The organism is Pseudomonadota bacterium (genome assembly GCA_010028905.1).
Taxonomy (GTDB): Bacteria; Vulcanimicrobiota; Xenobia; order RGZZ01; family RGZZ01; genus RGZZ01.
Genome location: RGZZ01000053.1, coordinates 1 through 17,228, shown reverse-complemented (window position 1 = coordinate 17,228; position 17,228 = coordinate 1). Strand labels below are relative to the sequence as shown.

Sequence of the window (17,228 nt, the reverse complement as noted above, 5' to 3'; positions counted from 1 at the left end):
TCCGTTGCGCTTCGTGAGTCAGGCGCTGGGAGCGGCGGTCGAGTGGAACCCAGCACGTCGCGAGGTGGAGATCACCGTGACGGAGAAATCGCATCGTCCCGGAAAGGGGCTCTGACGCCCCCCGGCAGTGCGTCAACGAAGACGTCAGGAGGAACGCTTTGTGAGCATGGTGAGCATCCTTGTCAGCGCCTCGGGCGAGGACAGGCCCGGCATCGTGGCCACCGTGACCCGCGTGCTGTACCAGATGGGCGGCAATCTCGAAGACTCCGCCATGACCCGGTTGGGCGGCGCCTTCGCCGTTCTCGTGATTGCGCGCATCGAGGCCGACCGCGTCGCGGCGCTCGAAGAGGCGTTCGCGTCGGTTGATGGCTTGAGCATACAGGTGAAGACACTCAGCGAAGCCGAGTCGAGACCGCCCTCGGCGTCTGGGGGCTCGCCCTACATCATCTCGCTCTACGGAGCCGACAAGCCGGGCATTGTCTACCGCGTGGCAGCGCTCCTCGAGCAGCTGCAGGTCAACATCACCGACGTGGTCACCCATTGCTCGTCGTCAGACGGGCGCAGCCCTCTGTACCTGCTCGTGTTCGAGGTCGACCTGCCCGCCGCGGCAGACGCCGCGGGCTTCAAGGAGAGCATGGCGTCTCTCGCGCGTGAGCTGCAGGTCGAGATCACGGTGAACCGCATGGAGACGGTCGAGCTCTAGCCATGGCCGTTCGCGAGGTTCTCGTCTATCCTGATCCGCGGCTCAAGCAGGTGAGCGCACCTGTCACAGACCTCGGAGATTCTCTTGCTGCCCTGGTGGCCGATCTGCGCGACACCCTCGCGTCGCGCCCCGGTGTCGGCATTGCCGCCCCGCAGATCGGGGAGATGCGTCGTGTGGTGCTCATCGATGTGAGTCAGCGGTTTCCGGAGCGGCCGGCGCGCATCTTCGTGAACCCCGAGATCCTCGAGGTCTCAGACAAGCGCATCTTTCGTGAAGGCTGCATGTCCATCCCCGACTTCACGGCGAACGTGCTGCGGGGCTATCGCGTCAGGGTGCGCGCGCTCGATGAGCACGGCCAGCCCTTCGAGCTCGACACCGACGAGCTCGAAGCCATTGCGATACAGCACGAGTGCGATCATCTCGATGGCCTGCTGTTCCTCGATCGGGTGGCCTCGCTCAAGACCGACGTCTTTCGCCGCAAGGGCGTTCCGAAGAGCGTGCCCCTGCCGACATAGCAGGGGCTGCCTACCGTCTGCGGGGCTCAGGACGAGGGGGCGCTGACGATTGTGGCCGTATCTTCCGGTCCGACGGAGACGATCTCGACCGGTACGCCGACGACGGCTTCGATGCGTCGAACGTAGGCGCGGGCGGCGCTCGGCAGCTGCGCCCACCCCTCGAGGTCTTCGTAGACCGGCTCGCAGCGCTCGAACGCGTCGGAAGAGAGCGGAATCTCTTGCAGAAGCGTGCCATCGAGCCGGTAGGCCGTGGCCGCGCGAATCTGTTCGAAGCCATCGAGAACGTCAAGCTTGGTCAGCGCGAGGGCGTCGACGCCGTGAATGCGACACACCGTGCGCAGCGCCACCAGGTCGATCCAGCCGCAGCGCCTCGGACGTCCGGTGGTCGTGCCGAACTCGCCTCCCGCCTGACGCATGCGCTCGCCTGTGGCGTCTTGCAGCTCGGTGGGGAAGGGGCCCGCGCCCACCCGAGTGGCGTAGGCCTTGGCCACGCCGAGGACCCGTTCGATTGCCCGCGGGGGAACCCCCAGCCCGGCGCCCGCGTAGCCGGGACCTGCGTTGCTCGAGGTGACGTATGGATAGGTTCCCAGGTCGATGTCGAGGAGGGCGCCCTGGGCCCCTTCGAACAGGATGCGGTCGCCTTTGCGGTGATGCTCGCACAGCAGGGCCGAGGTGTCTGCCAGATAGGGACGCAGCCGTTCGGCGTGGGCCAGGAGCTGCGTGTGCACGGCTTCGAGCTCGAGCCCTGACCCTGTGAGCGCGTGCGCCTTCTCGCTGAAGCTGAGCTCGAGACGGCTGCGCAGCGCCTGCGGGTCGAGGAGGTCGATCATGCGGATGCCCGTGCGCGAGATCTTGTCGGCGTACGCGGGGCCGATTCCCCGGCGGGTCGTGCCGATGCTCCGCGCGCCAAGCCGGTCTTCAGAGCGGCCGTCGAGCCAGCGATGGTAGGGGAGGATGAGGTGGGCGAGCAGGCTGATGCGAAGCCCGTCGAGAGCGACCCCGCGGGTCGTCAGGCTGTCCATCTCCTCGAGGAGCACCTGGGGGTCGATGACCATGCCGTTTCCCAGGATGCACGTCACGCCCGGGTGGAAGATGCCCGAGGGGATCTGGTGCAGCTTGTACGTCTCGCCTCCGAACACCACGGTGTGGCCGGCATTGTTGCCGCCGGCGTAGCGGGCAACCACGCGCGCGCGCTGGGCCAGCCAGTGGGTGATCTTGCCCTTCCCCTCATCGCCCCACTGGGCGCCGAGGATGAGGGTGTTCTGGTGCAGGGGCGGGGGGGTGCTCAACAGGGGGTCCTTCCACGGGCCTCAGGGGGCCGCGCACTTGTGATGGGCCGCTCGCTCGCGTGCCGCGCTCTCTTGGAGCGCAGGTCGCACGTGCCGCGTCGGTCAGTCGGTGTAGAGGATGCGCTCGCAGTACGGACAGAGCTCGAGGTGGCGCTCCTGCACCCGCCGCTTCACCGCATCGGTGATGCGTGCCCCGCACTCGCCGCAGGCGCCGCTCTCGATGCGCACGATGCCGATGCCTTCCTTGCGGGCCCGGATGCGATCGTATCGGGCGAGCAGGCCCTCCTCGATCTCGGTGGCCTGCTCCGTGCGCTTCTCGCGAACCTGGGTCAGCTGGGCCTCGGTCTCTCGTTTCGATGACCCGACCTTGTCGTGGTGCTCACCGAGCTCCTTGCGGGCCTTCTCGAGGCGGGCTTGCACCGCGGCTGCTTCAGCGGCGGTGCTCTCGACCTGTTCCATGAGGGCGAGCACCGTGTCTTCGAGGTCGCCTTTCTGCTTCTTGAGCAGCTCGAGCTCCTGGCTGTATCCGGCCAGCTCCTTGCTGTTCACGGTGCTGCCTGAGTAGAGCTTCTTCTCGATGTCGCGGATGTGGCTCTCGACGGTTGCAAGACGCAGCTCGGTGTCTTTGAGCTTCGTGCGAAGCCCCTGGCGCTGGGTATCGAGCTCGCCCAGCTTGCGCTCGCGGATGCGGATCTTCTTCTCGATCTCGGCGTTGCCTTCGGCGGCGCCGAGCTGGTGCTCGAGGGACGCGATGCGGCTGTCGAGCTGCTGAAGCCGGAAGAGCGGATAGATCTGGATCATGATGCGTAGATCTCGTCTTTCAGCACGCACACCGCGGGCAGCGTGCGGTAGCGACTCGCGTAGTCGAGCCCGTAGCCCACCACGAAGTGATCGCCCACCTCGAAGCCGCGGTAGTCGACCGGTACCTCGAGGATGCGGCGAACCGGTTTGTCGAGCAGGGTGCAGGTTCGAATGGACGCGGGTTGGCGCAGCTTCAGGGTGCGGATGAGGTACCCCAGGGTGAGGCCGGTGTCGACGATGTCCTCGACGATGAGGATGTGACGGTTCTCCACGGATTCCTCGAGGTCTTTGAGGATGCGCACCACGCCGCTCGTGCGGGTCGATTCGCCGTAGCTCGAGCTTGCGATGAAGTCGACGGTGAGGGGAAGCGCGATGTGACGCATGAGGTCTGCCGTGAAGAAGAGCGAGCCCTTCAGCACGCAGAGCAGGATCAGATCCTTGCCTCGGTAGTCTTCGGTGATCTGCTGACCGAGCTCGCGTATGCGCCTTGCCAGCACGTCGGTATCGAAGAGGACCGATTTCACGTCGGACATGAGAGCAGGGGTCATGCGTCTCCTTGAAGCTCCGCCGAGGATGGGCACGCTCGTCCCTCGGAGGACGATGGCTGCGGATGCATGCCATATTTAACGGCAAGCATCCGATAATCCCTGCCATAGAAGATCTTGATGTTCAGTCCGGGATAGAGGGTCTTGAGTCGGCGCAGCTTGCGGTTCTTCCGGGTGACGAGGCTCTGCTTGAGGGTTGTGAGCTCGATGAAGAGGTCGAGGTCGACGAGATAGAAGTCGGGCGTGAAGCTCTCGATGACGCGCCCATCATCGGCCCATTGCAAAGGGAACGAGTGGGGCTCGTAGAGCCACCGGATGCCGTAGAAGTCGAGGATGCGCGCAAAATCGCGCTCGCTCTGATGGGCGAACGCGCGCCTCGACGTCGTGTCGTCGCCGCGCCTGCGCTCTTCGTTCCGGGGGAGAGACGAGGGGGCCGCGGTCAGGTCAGCGCCACCAGCCACGATTCGGCGAGCACCACGAATGCCGCTCCCAGGGTGAAGGCGCGCCAGGTGGCCGAGAGGTTGCGCTGGAGCCAGGCAACCAGCAGCAGCAGCGAGACGATCTGCAACGTCACCATCTGGGCCATCTGCGCGTTCATCTGGTACTGGGCCAGGCGGTCTGGCATCAGGTAGAGCAGGGTGAGGATGGCCGCGAGCGAGAGCGTCGCGACCACGTTGATGCCGAAGAGAAGGCCCCGCACGAAAGACCGCTCACGCGGGTTCACGCGTGGCTTCGGTCGCGCGGTCATGGAAGGGGCTTCCGGTGTCGAGGCGGCAGGGCTCACATGCTTCAAATCTGGTGCCTTCCCTTCACTGGTTTCACGTCGTCGGTGGTTCCGGGCGCAGCAGTGGTCTCGGCGCTCGCCGTCTCGCTTCCACGTTCGCCGCCGCCGTGCTGCGAGATGATGCGCGAGAGGTCGTCGCCGTCGACCACCTCTTTCTCGAGCAGCTCGGCCACGATGCTCTCGAGCACCGTGCGGTTGTGGGTGAGGAGGTCGCGTGCGCGCTGGTGCGCGCGCTCGACGAGGCGCCTGACCTCCTGGTCGATCTGGTTGGCGATCTCATCGGAGTAGTTGCGGTCTTCGTGCAGGTCGCGGCCCAGGAAGACCTGTTCCGACTTCTTGCCGAAGGTGAGCGGGCCGAGGCGGTCGCTCATGCCGTACTTCGTCACCATGCTGCGGGCGATGTCGGTGGCCTTCTCGATGTCGTTGGCGGCACCGGTGGTGATCTCGTTGAACACGATCTCCTCGGCCACGCGTCCTCCCAGGCAGTGCGCCAGGTAGGCCTCCAGCTCGGCGCGGGAGCGGTTGTACTTGTCTTCGTCCGGCATCGACCACGTAACGCCCAGGGCCATGCCGCGGGGCAGGATCGTCACCTTGCGCACCGGGTCGCACTCGGGGATGAGCTTTGCGACAAGGGCGTGACCGGCTTCGTGATAGGCGGTGATCTCCTTCTCGCGGTCGCTCATGAGCCGGCTCTTCTTCTCCGGCCCCATCAGCACGCGGTCGATGGCTTCCTCGCAGTCGTCCATCTCGACCGCGTTCTTGTTCGAACGTGCGGCGAGAAGCGCAGCCTCGTTGAGCAGGTTCTCGAGATCGGCGCCCGAGAAGCCCGGGGTGCGACGGGCGAGGATCTCGAGGTCGATCTCCTCGGCGAGGGGCTTGCCCCGGCTGTGGACCTTGAGAATGGCTCGTCGCCCCGCAACGTCGGGCTTGTCGACGCTCACGTGCCGATCGAATCGTCCCGGACGGAGGAGCGCGGGGTCGAGCACGTCTGGCCGGTTGGTGGCAGCGAGCACGATCACGCCGTTGTTGGCCTCGAAGCCATCCATCTCGACCAGGAGCTGGTTCAGGGTCTGCTCGCGCTCGTCGTGTCCGCCGCCCAGGCCCGCGCCACGCTGGCGCCCCACGGCGTCGATCTCGTCGACGAACACGATGCAGGGGGCGGTCTTCTTGGCCTGCTCGAACAGGTCGCGAACGCGCGACGCACCGACGCCCACGAACATCTCGACGAAGTCGGAGCCGCTGATGTAGTAGAAGGGCACTCCCGCTTCGCCGGCGATGGCGCGGCCGAGAAGGGTCTTGCCGGTGCCGGGACCGCCGAGCAGCAGGACGCCCTTCGGGATGCGCGCGCCGAGCGACTGGTACTTCTTCGGATACTTGAGGAAGTCGACGACCTCCTTGAGCTCTTCCTTGGCCTCTTCGACACCGGCCACGTCGTCGAACGTCACCTTGGTCCGGTTGTCGCTCATGAGCTTGGCGCGGCTGCGCCCGAACGAGAAGGCCTGGCTGCCGCCAGACTGGGCCTGGCGCATGATCAGGATGAAGAAGCCGAACAGGAGCAGGTAGGGGAGGAAGTTGACCACCACGTACCACCACGGCGTGTCGGAGACCTGTTGGAACGTCACCTGCACGTTCTTGTTCTTGAGGCTTTCCTGCAACGCCTGGTCGGTATGGAAGCCGTAGTAGGTCTTGAATCGCGAGCCCTGCGGGGTCTTGTATTCGCCCTTGATCTCGCCGTTCGCCAGCGTGACCGACAGGATGTTGTCCTTGTCGAGCTCCTGCTCGAACTTGCTGTACGGAATGGTGTCAGAGACGCCGGCGTTCGGCATGAGCGCCTTCACCAGGCCGAAGGTGGCGAGCAGGATGATGATCCAGGTGATGATCGGGCGCATGAGCTTGCCCACGGCGGAAGGCTCCTGTTCGGTGGGCTTCTGGCCCACGGTAGTGCGTGACGGGCTCCCGCCCCCGTGACAGGAGGCGGGCGCTTGCTTCCCCATCAGGAATTGCAATTCCTTCAAGAGACCAGGGTCTGAACGTGTTGCTGAGGCCAGTGCGGCTTCAGGAGCCGGTGAGGATCTCCTTCTTCAGGACCCCCAGGACCGGCAGGTTCCGGTACTGCTGACGGTAGTCGAGACCGTACCCCACCACCCAGGCTCCTGGAACTTCGAAGCCCACGTAGTCGGCGGCGATCTCGGTCTTGCGGCCGCTCGGCTTGTCGAAGACGGTGACGACCTTCAGCGAAGCGGGTTCGCGAAGCCGAAGTGCATCGAGCAGGAAGCGGAGCGTCTCGCCCTCGTCGATGATGTCCTCGACCACCAGCACGTGGCGACCTGTGATGGAGATGTCGAGGTCCTTGATGATCTTGACCTCGGCGTTGCCGTCGCTCTTCTTGATCTTCTCGACAACCATGAACTCGACGACCGTCGAAGGCGCGATGTTCCTGGAGAGGTCGGCAAGGAAGACCGCGGCGCCGCGAAGCACGGCCACGAGGATTAGATCGTCTGGGCCGAGCGCCTGGTAGTCGGTCGAGATCTGGGCGCCCAGGGCGCGGACGCGGGTTGCGATCTGTTCTTCGGTGTAGAGGATCTCTTCGATGTCGTTGAGCACGATGGTCAGGCTTGCTCTCTTTCTTCGAACGTGAACTCGAGCATGATCGCGGCGGTCTCCGATCCGTGCGTCGCGTGGTGGGCATCCGGGCCCCAGCCGGCGACGCAGGCGATGGTGTCTTCCACGGTCACGATGGGCACGGCATCTCGCTCCGCCTCGGGAACAGCCCACGCGTTGAGCGTGGCTTTCAACTTGCGCGACCCTGATCCTCTCGATGGATGCCATCGATCGCCCGCGCGGCGACCGCGGACGCGCAGCCCTGCGCTCGGGACGGTGATCGCCGCGCGCCAGGGCGTCTGCATGGCCCAGCGATAGCCCTGGGGTGAGAGGTCGCGGCGCGCGCACGGCGCAGGGGCGTGCTGCACGAGCGAGGCGCGCACCACCCATCCCGCGATGCGGACCTCGCCTGGAACGGGGAGAGGAGCGCCTTCGCCGAGGGCGTGGGGGCGGCCCAGAGGCGGGTCACCGAGCTCCACACCGCGCGTCGTGCGTTGCGCGTTTACACCGGCGGCTCGCGTGCGGCGTCCGATGGCGCCTCGCATCAGGTCATCGAGTCGGGCGAGGTCGCGCGCGTCCCCGCGTCTCGGTGCGATCCTGGCCAGCGCCTTGCCAAGGACCGACACGCGCAGCCCCCGTGGGAGCCGCGCGAGGCGGCTGGAGACGACGCGGGGCTGGCCTTCCTGCACGAGGCGGCGGGCCAGTCTCGCTGTCACGGCACGCAGCGCGCTCGACTCCCCCGCAGCGGCCTCGGCAAGGCGGCACAGCGCGCCCACGACGTTCGGGTTGAAGCGCTGCTCGAGCAGGGGGATGAGCGAGAGCCGGATCTGGTTTCGCGTGCCGTAGCCGGGGTCGTCGTTGGTGGGGTCGTCCACCACGGGGAGGCCCGCCGAGCGCGCCATCGATCGGGTCTCGCTCCGCCGCAGCGGCAGGAAGGGGCGCACAAGCCACGGGGGGGCGCCCAGACGCGCGCGGATGCCTGCCAGGCCTCGGGGGCCGCTTCCGCGCAGCGCCCGCATGAGCACTGTCTCCGCTTGATCGTCGGCGGTGTGTCCGGTGGCCACGCGCGCGTCGAGCCGGCGTGCCAGGGAGCGGAACCAGGCCTGGCGCGCCCTTCGGCCGGCGTCTTCCACGCCGGTGCGCCACTGCTGCGCCAGCGCGGGTACATCGACGTGGTGCTCGTGCAGCGGAATGCCGTGGGCCTGGCAGAGCGCTCGAACCGCTGTTGCGGCCTCGTCGGAGCGCGCCTCCGCGATGCCGTGATGCACATGGGCTGCGTGAAGCGAGATGCCGAGAGACTCGCGCCGCGCCTCCAGCCACGCCAGGAGCGACAGCGAGTCGGCGCCGCCGGAGACTGCGCAGATGATCGTGGAGCCGCGGGGCAGCAGGTCGTGCGCGGCCACGTGGCGCCGCACCCGGGCCTCGGCGTGCGCCGGCAGGGTCACGTCAATGGGTCTCGACCTCGACACCACGCGCCGCGATCTCGGGCCAGAGCGGTTTCGCCTTCACGCCTCCGCTTGCAAAGGCCAGGGTCATGGCGCGCGCAACCCGCCTTGCGTCGCTGGCGCCGCCGCGAACGAACGCGCCCACGGTGGGTCCGGAGCCGCTGATGAACACGCCGTCGGCGCCCGCATTCGCCGCCGCTTCCGAGACCCGCCCCCACTCGTCGATGAGCTTTGCGCGGGCGGGGGTGTGGATGCGGTCGCGAACCGCCTCGTCGAGCAGGTCGTGCGAGCGGCTCATCAGCGCGCCCACGAGAATGGCGGCGCGCGACGCGGAGAAGATGACGTCCTCGCGGGAGTACTGCTGCGGCAGGACGGCCCGCGCTTCCCGGGTCGACACACGGTAAGACGGAACCGCGAAGGCCACGCGCAGCCCGCGTGGCCGGCCCAGGGGCAGGCAGCGCACCGACGCCTCATCGATGAGCAGCGAGGCGGTGAGGCCTCCGTAGATGGCCGCGGCGATGTTGTCCGGATGGGGCTCGATGAGCATGGCGTTGTGCAGCAGCCAGGGCCGGTCGAGGGGGTCGCGTCCGGCCATGAGACGGGCGGCGACGAGTCCCGCCACGATGGCTGCGGCGCTCGAGCCCAGGCCGCGGGCCAGGGGGATGCGGTTCTCCTGCGCGAGGCGAACGGGCGCGGGTGGGAGGTTGAGGGCACTCAGCCCCAGCCGCAGGCTCAAGAGCGTGGCGTTGTCTTCGTCACTGATCTCGCACGCCCCCTCGCCACCGATGGTGACGTGGGTCTCATGCACGTGGTCGCCCCACTCCAGCCGGACCTCGTTGTGCATGGCCAGGGCCAGGCCCAGGCAGTCGAAGCCGGGACCCAGGTTTGCCGAGGTGGCGGGCACGCGGATGATGGCGGAGGGCAAGTCTCAGGTCCTCGACTCGGGAAGCGTCACGCCCGCACCCTCAACACGGCCGCCACGTGACGCACCGCCTCCAGGTTGCGAAGCCGATCGAGGGCGCGCTGCATGCGCTTCTCCAGCGCGTCGTGGGTGAGGAAGATGACCTCCACCCTGTCGTCGCCGCTGTGCCCCTTCTGAATGACCGATTGCAGGCTGATTCCCTCGCGCGCGAGGATGGTGGCGACGGTGGCCAGAACGCCGGGTTCGTCGGCGACCTGCAGCCGCAGGTAGAAGCGTGTCGACCGATCGTCGAGCCGCCGAACGGCGCGGCGCGCTCGATGCGTGCCGGGCGCTTCGGTGACCCGACGGGCGCGCACATCCTTGAGAACCCGCACCACGTCGGCGATGACGGCGCTGGCCGTGGGACGTCGCCCTGCCCCCTGGCCATAGAACATGAGCTCGCCCGACCACTCGCCCTCGACCAGCACGGCATTGAATGCGTCGGAGACACTGGCCAGCGGATGGGTGAGCGGGATGAGCGTGGGCATCACCGACAGCTCGAGGGCGTCGCCCTTGTCGAGCCCCTCCGCGATCAGCTTGACGGTGAGGCCGAGGTCGCGCGCGTGCGCGATGTCCTCTCGGTGGAGCGCGCGGATGCCCTCGCAGGCCACATCGCTCACCCCGACCCTTGCGTGGAAGCCGATCGAGGAGAGCACCGCCAGCTTGTAGGCGGCGTCGAGACCGTCGACATCGCTGCTCGGATCGGCTTCCGCGTAGCCTTCGTCCTGCGCCATGCGAAGCGCCTCGTCGAACCCGAGGCCGTCTCGCGTCATGCGGGTGATGATGTAGTTTGTGGTTCCGTTGATGATGCCTTGCATGCGCACCACCCGATCGCCGCCGAGAGACTCTTGCAGGGCGCGGATGATGGGGATGCCGCCTGCAACCGCGGCTTCGAACAGCAGATCGACGCGGCGCTTGCGCGCTTCTTTGTAGAGCTCCTCGCCGTGCGTGGCCAGCAGCGCCTTGTTGGCGGTCACGAGATGTTTTCCGGCCGCCATGCTCGCAAGGGCGTATGCGCGTGCCGGCTCGAGGCCGCCCATCACCTCGACCACGAGCGCGATCTCCGGATCGGCCACGATGTCATCGAAGCGATCGGCGAAGAGGGACGGGTCGATGCCAGGGCGCGCCTTCTTGCGGTCGTTCACGAGGATGCGCTTCACGCGCGGGCGCACACCGGTCTGTGCGGCGACGCGGTCAGCTCGCTCCTCGATCATGCGATACACGCCCGCGCCCACGGTTCCCAGCCCCAGCAGGCCGATGCAGAGTTCTCTCGGCGGCTTCACGTCCCGCACCCTTTCGAGCGCCGTCATCGGCGCGGCTGACTCGCTTCTCGCCCCTCTCGCGCAACTCCTCCGGGGACGCCACTGAAGGGTTGACAAGCGAGGCTGAGCCAGTATACTCTAACGGCGTAACATATGCCGGCGTAGCTCAGCGGTAGAGCAAGGGACTCATAAGCCCTGGGTCGATGGTTCGATTCCGTCCGCCGGTACCACAGAGAACCGCGCTCGAGCGCGGTTTTTGATTTCTGAGACGGGGGATTCCGCTGGCCATGGCTGATCAGGAGAGCAACGGTCCGTCCACGGTTCGACGCATCGTCGAGGTCGTGCTGGGCTTGATTATCGTCGCGCTCTTCGCGCGCACCTACACCTCGGTTCTGGTTTCGTTCCATCAGGAGGCAGAGAAGAAGTCGAGCGTCATGATCGACTTCAAGAACCTCGAGTCCCCCAGCATCGACGGCAAGTTCACCGTGACCGGCGTCGACCCGGTGAAGGGAGAGCTCACCGCCCGCCTCGAGCTCGAGTGCGATGAAGAGCTGCTCATGGAAGACGGCTACTCGCTCAAGCGTGACCTCATCGTCAGCGTCAACAGCGTCAAGGGCAAGCAGATGGACACCTACAAGAAGGGCACCCGTCTGTCGCCCATCGACGTCACGCTCGCCCTCTTCGGAGGAGAGGCGCTCGAGTATCCCTACGACAAGCACAAGGCTGAGCTCTACGTCGACGTCTCGTACATCAAGAAGGGGGAGACCCGCGACGACGATGAGGAGGTCTTCATTCCCGTCGGCATGACCTTCGAGACCTCCACCCCCGGCTACACCTTCAAGTTTGCGGATGCCACGGCAGCCAAGGACAAGAAGACGCCGGGGTTCGAGAGCGCCAATCTCGAGATCGAGCGCAGCAGCACCGTGCGGGGATTCTCGATCTTCGTCATCGTCCTCATCTGGAGCATCGCCGCCACGATCATTGTTCTCACCCTCGCCGTGTGGCTGCGCGGGCGCAAGTTCGAGTTCGGCATGATGACCTTCTTCGCGGCGATGCTGTTCGCGTTCCCCGCGATACGCAACCTGCAGCCCATGGTACCGCCCATCGGTGCCTGGCCGGACTTCGTCTGCGTGTTCTGGGCCCAGGGCATCGTCGGCGTCTGCCTCGTCGTCATGCTCGGTGTCTGGCTGGCCCGTCCGGCCAAGTGATGGACGCCCGACCGCAGCTGCACGACTGGCTTGCCTCGCGCGCGTCTCGCGCCGAGGCGGCCAGCAGTGGGCGGCTGGCCTGTCACGTCGTCGATCTGGGCAGCGGCCTTCGGGCAGGGGTTCACGATGACGTCGTGCGGCCTGCCGCGAGCGTGGTGAAGGTGCCCATCCTCATCGAGCTCTACGCCCGCGCTGATGCCGGCGAAATCGATCTCGACGCGGTCACGGTGCTGCGAGACGCTGACAAGGTCGGAGGCGCGGGCGTGCTGCTCGAGATGCACGCGGGGCTGCAACCCTCGTGGCGCGACCTCGGCAGGCTGATGACCGTGGTGAGTGACAACACGGCGTCGAACCTGCTCATCGATCGCCTTGGCTTCGACGCGGTCAACGCGCGCATGCGCGACATTGGCATGGCCGACTCGGTGCTGGGGCGCAAGTTCATGATCGATCCGAATGCGCTCCACGCCAAGAACTTCACCACCGCGCGCGACATGGCCGTCTGTCTTGCGCGGCTTCATCGCGGCGAGCTGCTGTCGCCTTCTTCGACCGCCGAGGTCATCGGCATCTTGAAGCGCCAGCAGTACCGTGAGAAGATACCGCTGCTGCTGCCCGAGAGCCTCGAGGTGGCGCACAAGACCGGCGAGATCTCGCACACCCGCCACGACGTGGCCATCGTGTACGCCGCTCGACCCTACGTGCTCTCGTGTCTCACGTGGGACCTCGCCGATGTGATCGCCGGTGATCGGGCCATCGCGTCGCTGTCTCACGACCTGTATGAAGAGATGGAGCACGGCGGATTCGCCGGATCGGCATGCTGACACCACCGGATGGCTTTGTCAGTGGCATGGTGGCGGTGATCGGGCGCCCGAACGCGGGCAAGTCTACGCTCGTGAACGCCATCGTGCGCGAGAAGATCGCCGTCACCTCGCCAAGGCCGCAGACCACGCGAGGGCGCATCTTCGGGGTGCGCACCACGCCCGAGCATCAGATCGTCTTCGTCGACACGCCGGGCTTCCATCGCGGCAAGAGCGCGCTGAACAAGGCCATGCTCAACGTGGTGCGCGAGGAGAGCCGAGGCGGCGATCTCGTGCTCTTCGTGGCCGACATCTCGCAGACGCCGCATGTCGACGACATCGAGGCGGCGAGCTATCTCTTCAAAGGGGTCGAGAAGGTCGAGCTCCCCGTTCTGCTCGTGGCCAACAAGTGCGATCTGGTCGACGATGACGCCGTCGAGCAGCACCTGGCCGCGTATCGTGCCCTGGGTCGTTTCGCCGCGGAGCACATCGTCAGCGCCGTGACCGGCCGCGGCGTGCCCGCGCTCGAGGCCGCCATCGCCGCGCTCCTGCCGGAGGGTCCCATGCTCTTCCCGCCGGATGTGCGAACCGATCAGGATGAGTCGACGAGAGCCGCCGAGATCATCCGCGAGAAGGCCCTGATCGAGACGCGCCAGGAGATCCCGCACGCCATCGCGGTCGAGGTCGAGGAAGCGCGCGAGGGGAAGGCTCCAGGAACGCGCTATGTGCGTGCCATCATCTACGTCGAGCGCGAGTCGCAGAAGGCCATCGTCGTGGGCAAGGGCGGTGAGCGCCTGAAGCGCATCGGTCAGATGGCGCGACGCGATCTCCAGGCGGTGTTCGACGTGCCGTACTTCGTCGATCTCTGGGTCAAGGTCAAGGAAGACTGGCGCGAGCGCCCGGACGTTCTTCGGGCCTGGGGCTTCGACGTCTGAGGCGTAGCGCTGAGCCCGCTGCGACGTCCTCGGGTCGGCCTCGTGGTGCGCGTTTGGCTGCGGCTGAGAGGAGTTCGGGAGGCCCCGTAGAATGCCCAACTCGCTTCGCCTGCAGAGCGCATGCGTGCTCTGCCTGCAACGCCCACGAAGACTGAGTGAGGTGCTCCATGGTCAACTACGAAGCCCTCGGGATGATCGAGACCCGAGGACTGGTCGCAATGATTGAAGCGTCCGACGCAATGGTGAAGGCCGCGAACGTGAAGCTCATCGGATACGAGAAGATCGGCGCCGGTCTCGTGACCGCCCTGGTGCGGGGTGACGTGGCCGCCGTGCGTGCCGCCACCGACGCGGGCGCCGCCGCCGCGCGCAAGGTCGGTGAGCTTGTGGCCGTGCATGTGATTCCGCGGCCGCATCGCGATCTCGATGAGGTTCTGCCCATCGCGCCTCCCCAGACCAAGGCCGCGGCGAAGTAGCACCTCCTTCGACGCCGCTGGCTGAGCCATGGACCTCGAAGGGCTGATCGACGAGATCACCGAGCTGGTGCTCGCGCAGCTCGAGCGGGCTGGGCACAGCGCTGGATCGGTTCACGCTGCCCTTCCCCAGACCGTGATCGTCATGGGGGAAGGGGAGCGGGGGGGCGATCAGCTTGCCGCGCACATCCGAACGGCGCTTGCCGCGGGGTGCGCGGTCTCGCTGGTGCCTTCCGCGCTGTGGCCACGCACCCGAATCGCGCACGCCGCGACAGCCGACGGTCGCGTTCGCATCGTCGACGCGCCCCCCGCCTGGGAGCCATTGCTGGCCCAGGCCAGGCTCGTTCTGGTGCCCAACCTCGCTGTTCGTGAGCTCGCCTCGGCGGTGAACCTCCTGGGATTCACTCCCGCAAGCGCCGCACTCACGGCGGCGATTGCCGAAGGGGTTCCCGTGCTGGCGGGCGCAGATGACGTGCATCGTCTCACGTCGCGTGCGGCCCGTCTCCCGAAAGGCCTGGTCGAGCGCCTCAACGCCTATGTCGCGGCCGCCGCGGGAATGGGCATCCGCCTCGCGGAGAGCGGGCGCCTGCCCGACGAGATGGCCGTGGCAGGCGCGCCGCGCACGGCTTCGCCGACCGCTGCGAGCGGCCGAGACGTGCTCACGGCCGACGACGTCGAACGCGTGCTGCGCAGCGGGGCATCCACCATCGAGGTGGCACCCCAGACCATCATCACGCCGCTCGCCCGAGAGGTCGCCCAGGCCGCCGGTGTCGACATCGTGGTGGGTTGAACGATGCGAGCGAGGAGAGCCACACGCAGGTGATTGCCGCAAGAGTCATAGGAACCGTGGTCTGCACCGCCAAGGACCACCGCATGGAGGGCACCAAGCTGCTCATCGTGCAGCCGGTGTCGCTCACCGATCTCTCGAACGAGGGCAAGCCGCTCGTGGCGGTCGACACGGTGGGCGCAGGACAGGGCGAGATCGTGATGATCTGCAGCGGGAGCTCGGCACGCCAGACCTCGCGAACCGTGAACACGCCCACCGATGCGTCCATCATGGGCATTCTCGACACCATCGAGACGCAAGGCGTTCTCGTCTACCGCAAGGATGGCCAGGCGACCCCCGCATGATCGCCCGTGTCGCCTTTCCCACTGAGAGGAGCTCGAGATGAGCATCGATCGCTCTGAGGTCAAGCGCATCGTTGAAGAGGTGCTGCGCCGCTACGCTGCGGAGCCTGCGGCCGCAACGCCCTCTTCGTCGTCGGCGATGCGGTCACGCGGCATCTACGACACCATCGACGCATGCCTGGACGCGGCCTCTTCGTCACAGAAGCAGCTCATCGGTCTCTCCCTCGAGACGCGCAAGGCCATCGTGCAGGCGATGCGGCAGACCGCGCTCGACAACGCCCAGCTGCTCGCAGACATGGCGCACGCCGAGACAGGGCTTGGCCGTCCAGAAGACAAGGTTCGCAAGAACATCCTGCAGGCCACGAAGACGCCCGGGCCGGAAGATCTCGAGTCGACGGTCTTCACGGGCGACCGCGGGCTCACCCTGGTGGAGCGCGCGCCCTTTGGCGTCATCGGCTCCATCACGCCCTCCACCAACCCCGGCGCCACCATCATCAACAACTCGATCAGCATGGTGTCGGCCGGCAACGGCATCGTCTTCAATCCGCACCCTTCGGCGAAGCGGGTCTGCCTGCGGGCCATCGACATGCTCAACGAGGCCATCGCGAAGGCGGGTGGCCCTCCCACCCTGCTCACCAGCGTGCGCGAGCCGAACCTCGACACGAGCAATGCGCTGATGGCCCATCCGGGCATCCGCACGCTCGTGGTCACCGGCGGAGGAGCGGTGGTGAAGGCGGCGCTCAAGTCTGGCAAGCGCGCCATCTGCGCGGGCCCGGGGAATCCACCCGTGGTGGTCGACGAGACCGCCGATCTCGACCTCGCCGCCCGCGAGATCGTGAACGGGTCGTCATTCGACAACAACATCATGTGCACGTGCGAGAAGGAGGCGTTCGTCGTCGATCGCGTCTTCAACGATCTGCGCTCTCGCATGAAGAGCAACCACTGCCACGAGCTCACGCCACGTGAGCTCGATCTCGTGATGCGCGCGGTCTTCCCGCCGCTCGCGGCCGGACAGACCCGCGCCGTCGTGAACAAGGATCTCGTGGGCAAGAACGCGGCGGTCATCGCGAAAGCCGCGGGTCTCGATGTTCCGTCCGAGACGCGGCTCCTGGTGGCAGAGGTGAACGCCGATCATCCCCTCGTCCAGACCGAGCAGCTCATGCCGGTCTTCCCCATGGTGCGGGTGCGTGACGTGCGCGACGCGATCGAGGCGGCCATACAGGCCGAGCACGGCTACAACCACACCGCGGTCATGTACTCGAGGAATCTCGAGAACCTGTCGACCATGGCCGCGGCGGTCGCATGCACGTTGTTCGTGAAGAACGGCCCGAACTATTCGTCGCTCGGATTCGGTGGCGAGGGCTTTACCACCATGACCATCGCGGGAACCACCGGTGAGGGCCCCACCTCTGCCGTCACCTTCACGCGACCGCGTCGCTGCACGCTCGTCGACTACTTCAAGATCGTCTAGTGATGCATCCGCGAGACTCGTCTCCCCCCCGAGCAGCGACGTCGTCATGACAGGAGCTCGAGGAGACGAGGCACACGACGCCCCCTCAGGTGCGCGTCGCTGGCTTGTGCCCGCTCTCCTCGCAGCCGTCGCGGTCGCGCTCCGCTGGCTTCCCGGCGGGCGGCTCTCCCTCGGTGTCGATGACGGCGTGAGCGTTCTCGACGCGCAGCCACCGCTGCTCGAGATCTTCGGGCGCATGCGTTCGCTCGGAGAGGTCCACCCCCCGCTGTACTTCTGGTACCTGCACCCCTGGGTGACCGTGCTTCGTCCAGGCGCG

General features: G+C 66.8%; 21 protein-coding genes and 1 tRNA gene. 12 read left to right on the top strand and 10 right to left on the bottom strand.

The features are described from left to right. The first annotated feature begins 4 nt into the window (after positions 1-4). The 3 genes from EB084_06180 to def are packed head-to-tail and all read left to right on the top strand — an operon-like array spanning position 5 to position 1,218. The gene (locus tag EB084_06180) at positions 5-115 is read left to right on the top strand and encodes a hypothetical protein (protein ID NDD27840.1); all 111 of its coding nucleotides are present in this window, start codon (positions 5-7) and stop codon (positions 113-115) included. Positions 116-160: 45 nt separating this feature from the next. Continuing rightward, positions 161-703, top strand: a complete 543-nt coding sequence (locus tag EB084_06175; protein ID NDD27839.1) for an amino acid-binding protein — start codon at positions 161-163, stop codon at positions 701-703. Positions 704-705: 2 nt separating this feature from the next. Continuing rightward, positions 706-1,218 carry a peptide deformylase gene (def, locus tag EB084_06170; protein NDD27838.1) on the top strand — a complete coding sequence of 171 codons (513 nt, stop codon included), beginning with the start codon at positions 706-708 and terminating at the stop codon, positions 1,216-1,218. 26 nt (positions 1,219-1,244) lie between these two features. Here def and EB084_06165 read toward each other — a convergent pair whose 3' ends face one another. The 10 genes from EB084_06165 to EB084_06120 all read right to left on the bottom strand — a co-directional run bounded on the left by EB084_06165 (position 1,245) and on the right by EB084_06120 (position 10,954). Next, a complete protein-coding gene (locus tag EB084_06165; protein ID NDD27837.1) occupies positions 1,245-2,489 on the bottom strand; it encodes an adenylosuccinate synthase in 1,245 nt (414 codons plus the stop codon). A 120-nt stretch (positions 2,490-2,609) separates the two neighbouring features. After that, entirely contained in the window at positions 2,610-3,308 is a 699-nt protein-coding gene (locus EB084_06160; GenBank protein NDD27836.1) for a hypothetical protein, read from the bottom strand. Further along, positions 3,305-3,841, bottom strand: a complete 537-nt coding sequence (hpt, locus tag EB084_06155) for a hypoxanthine phosphoribosyltransferase (GenBank protein NDD27835.1) — start codon at positions 3,839-3,841, stop codon at positions 3,305-3,307. The genes EB084_06160 and hpt (EB084_06155) overlap by 4 nt, the downstream gene beginning before the upstream one ends. An 11-nt stretch (positions 3,842-3,852) precedes the next feature. Then, positions 3,853-4,137, bottom strand: coding sequence for a hypothetical protein (locus EB084_06150; GenBank protein ID NDD27834.1), 285 nt, complete (start codon positions 4,135-4,137; stop codon positions 3,853-3,855). 155 nt (positions 4,138-4,292) lie between these two features. Next, on the bottom strand, positions 4,293-4,646 hold the full coding sequence (locus tag EB084_06145) for a hypothetical protein (GenBank protein NDD27833.1): 354 nt from the start codon (positions 4,644-4,646) through the stop codon (positions 4,293-4,295). After that, the gene (locus EB084_06140; GenBank protein ID NDD27832.1) at positions 4,643-6,526 is read right to left on the bottom strand and encodes an ATP-dependent metallopeptidase FtsH/Yme1/Tma family protein; all 1,884 of its coding nucleotides are present in this window, start codon (positions 6,524-6,526) and stop codon (positions 4,643-4,645) included. The genes EB084_06145 and EB084_06140 overlap by 4 nt, the downstream gene beginning before the upstream one ends. A 166-nt stretch (positions 6,527-6,692) precedes the next feature. Next, entirely contained in the window at positions 6,693-7,241 is a 549-nt protein-coding gene (gene hpt, locus EB084_06135) for a hypoxanthine phosphoribosyltransferase (GenBank protein ID NDD27831.1), read from the bottom strand. Positions 7,242-7,246: 5 nt separating this feature from the next. Then, positions 7,247-8,710 carry a tRNA lysidine(34) synthetase TilS gene (tilS, locus tag EB084_06130; GenBank protein ID NDD27830.1) on the bottom strand — a complete coding sequence of 488 codons (1,464 nt, stop codon included), beginning with the start codon at positions 8,708-8,710 and terminating at the stop codon, positions 7,247-7,249. Continuing rightward, positions 8,685-9,608, bottom strand: a complete 924-nt coding sequence (thrB, locus tag EB084_06125) for a homoserine kinase (GenBank protein NDD27829.1) — start codon at positions 9,606-9,608, stop codon at positions 8,685-8,687. The genes tilS and thrB overlap by 26 nt, the downstream gene beginning before the upstream one ends. 26 nt (positions 9,609-9,634) lie before the next feature. Beyond that, positions 9,635-10,954: a homoserine dehydrogenase gene (locus EB084_06120; protein NDD27828.1), complete on the bottom strand. Its 1,320-nt coding sequence runs from the start codon at positions 10,952-10,954 to the stop codon at positions 9,635-9,637. A gap of 107 nt (positions 10,955-11,061) precedes the next feature. Here EB084_06120 and EB084_06115 point away from each other — a divergent pair. The 9 genes from EB084_06115 to EB084_06075 all read left to right on the top strand — a co-directional run. Continuing rightward, positions 11,062-11,136: transfer RNA gene (locus EB084_06115), tRNA-Met, on the top strand. 57 nt (positions 11,137-11,193) lie between these two features. Then, on the top strand, positions 11,194-12,114 hold the full coding sequence (locus EB084_06110) for a DUF4436 domain-containing protein (GenBank protein NDD27827.1): 921 nt from the start codon (positions 11,194-11,196) through the stop codon (positions 12,112-12,114). Next, positions 12,114-12,932, top strand: a complete 819-nt coding sequence (locus tag EB084_06105; protein ID NDD27826.1) for a serine hydrolase — start codon at positions 12,114-12,116, stop codon at positions 12,930-12,932. Before EB084_06110 ends, EB084_06105 begins: the two co-directional genes overlap by 1 nt. Further along, on the top strand, positions 12,926-13,843 hold the full coding sequence (locus tag EB084_06100; GenBank protein NDD27825.1) for a GTPase Era: 918 nt from the start codon (positions 12,926-12,928) through the stop codon (positions 13,841-13,843). The genes EB084_06105 and EB084_06100 overlap by 7 nt, the downstream gene beginning before the upstream one ends. A 191-nt stretch (positions 13,844-14,034) precedes the next feature. Further along, complete coding sequence (gene eutM / locus EB084_06095) at positions 14,035-14,316, top strand: ethanolamine utilization microcompartment protein EutM (GenBank protein ID NDD27824.1); 282 nt, start codon at positions 14,035-14,037, stop codon at positions 14,314-14,316. A gap of 28 nt (positions 14,317-14,344) precedes the next feature. Next, positions 14,345-15,103, top strand: coding sequence for a hypothetical protein (locus tag EB084_06090; protein NDD27823.1), 759 nt, complete (start codon positions 14,345-14,347; stop codon positions 15,101-15,103). Between the two features lie 29 nt (positions 15,104-15,132). Beyond that, positions 15,133-15,444 carry an ethanolamine utilization protein EutN gene (locus EB084_06085; protein NDD27822.1) on the top strand — a complete coding sequence of 104 codons (312 nt, stop codon included), beginning with the start codon at positions 15,133-15,135 and terminating at the stop codon, positions 15,442-15,444. Positions 15,445-15,481: 37 nt separating this feature from the next. Continuing rightward, the gene (locus EB084_06080; protein NDD27821.1) at positions 15,482-16,912 is read left to right on the top strand and encodes an aldehyde dehydrogenase EutE; all 1,431 of its coding nucleotides are present in this window, start codon (positions 15,482-15,484) and stop codon (positions 16,910-16,912) included. A 46-nt stretch (positions 16,913-16,958) separates the two neighbouring features. Further along, on the top strand, positions 16,959-17,228 hold a 270-nt coding region (locus EB084_06075; protein ID NDD27820.1), incomplete at its 3' end, for a hypothetical protein.

Bases quoted from the DNA above. Each gene is read 5' to 3' on its own strand.
- def (NDD27838.1), top strand. From the start codon at position 706: ATGGCCGTTCGCGAGGTTCTCGTCTATCCTGATCCGCGGCTCAAGCAG.
- EB084_06160 (NDD27836.1), bottom strand. From the start codon at position 3,308: ATGATCCAGATCTATCCGCTCTTCCGGCTTCAGCAGCTCGACAGCCGC.
- hpt (NDD27835.1), bottom strand. From the start codon at position 3,841: ATGTCCGACGTGAAATCGGTCCTCTTCGATACCGACGTGCTGGCAAGG.
- EB084_06140 (NDD27832.1), bottom strand. From the start codon at position 6,526: ATGCGCCCGATCATCACCTGGATCATCATCCTGCTCGCCACCTTCGGC.
- EB084_06120 (NDD27828.1), bottom strand. From the start codon at position 10,954: ATGACGGCGCTCGAAAGGGTGCGGGACGTGAAGCCGCCGAGAGAACTC.
- EB084_06110 (NDD27827.1), top strand. From the start codon at position 11,194: ATGGCTGATCAGGAGAGCAACGGTCCGTCCACGGTTCGACGCATCGTC.
- EB084_06105 (NDD27826.1), top strand. From the start codon at position 12,114: ATGGACGCCCGACCGCAGCTGCACGACTGGCTTGCCTCGCGCGCGTCT.
- EB084_06100 (NDD27825.1), top strand. From the start codon at position 12,926: ATGCTGACACCACCGGATGGCTTTGTCAGTGGCATGGTGGCGGTGATC.
- eutM (NDD27824.1), top strand. From the start codon at position 14,035: ATGATCGAGACCCGAGGACTGGTCGCAATGATTGAAGCGTCCGACGCA.
- EB084_06090 (NDD27823.1), top strand. From the start codon at position 14,345: ATGGACCTCGAAGGGCTGATCGACGAGATCACCGAGCTGGTGCTCGCG.
- EB084_06080 (NDD27821.1), top strand. From the start codon at position 15,482: ATGAGCATCGATCGCTCTGAGGTCAAGCGCATCGTTGAAGAGGTGCTG.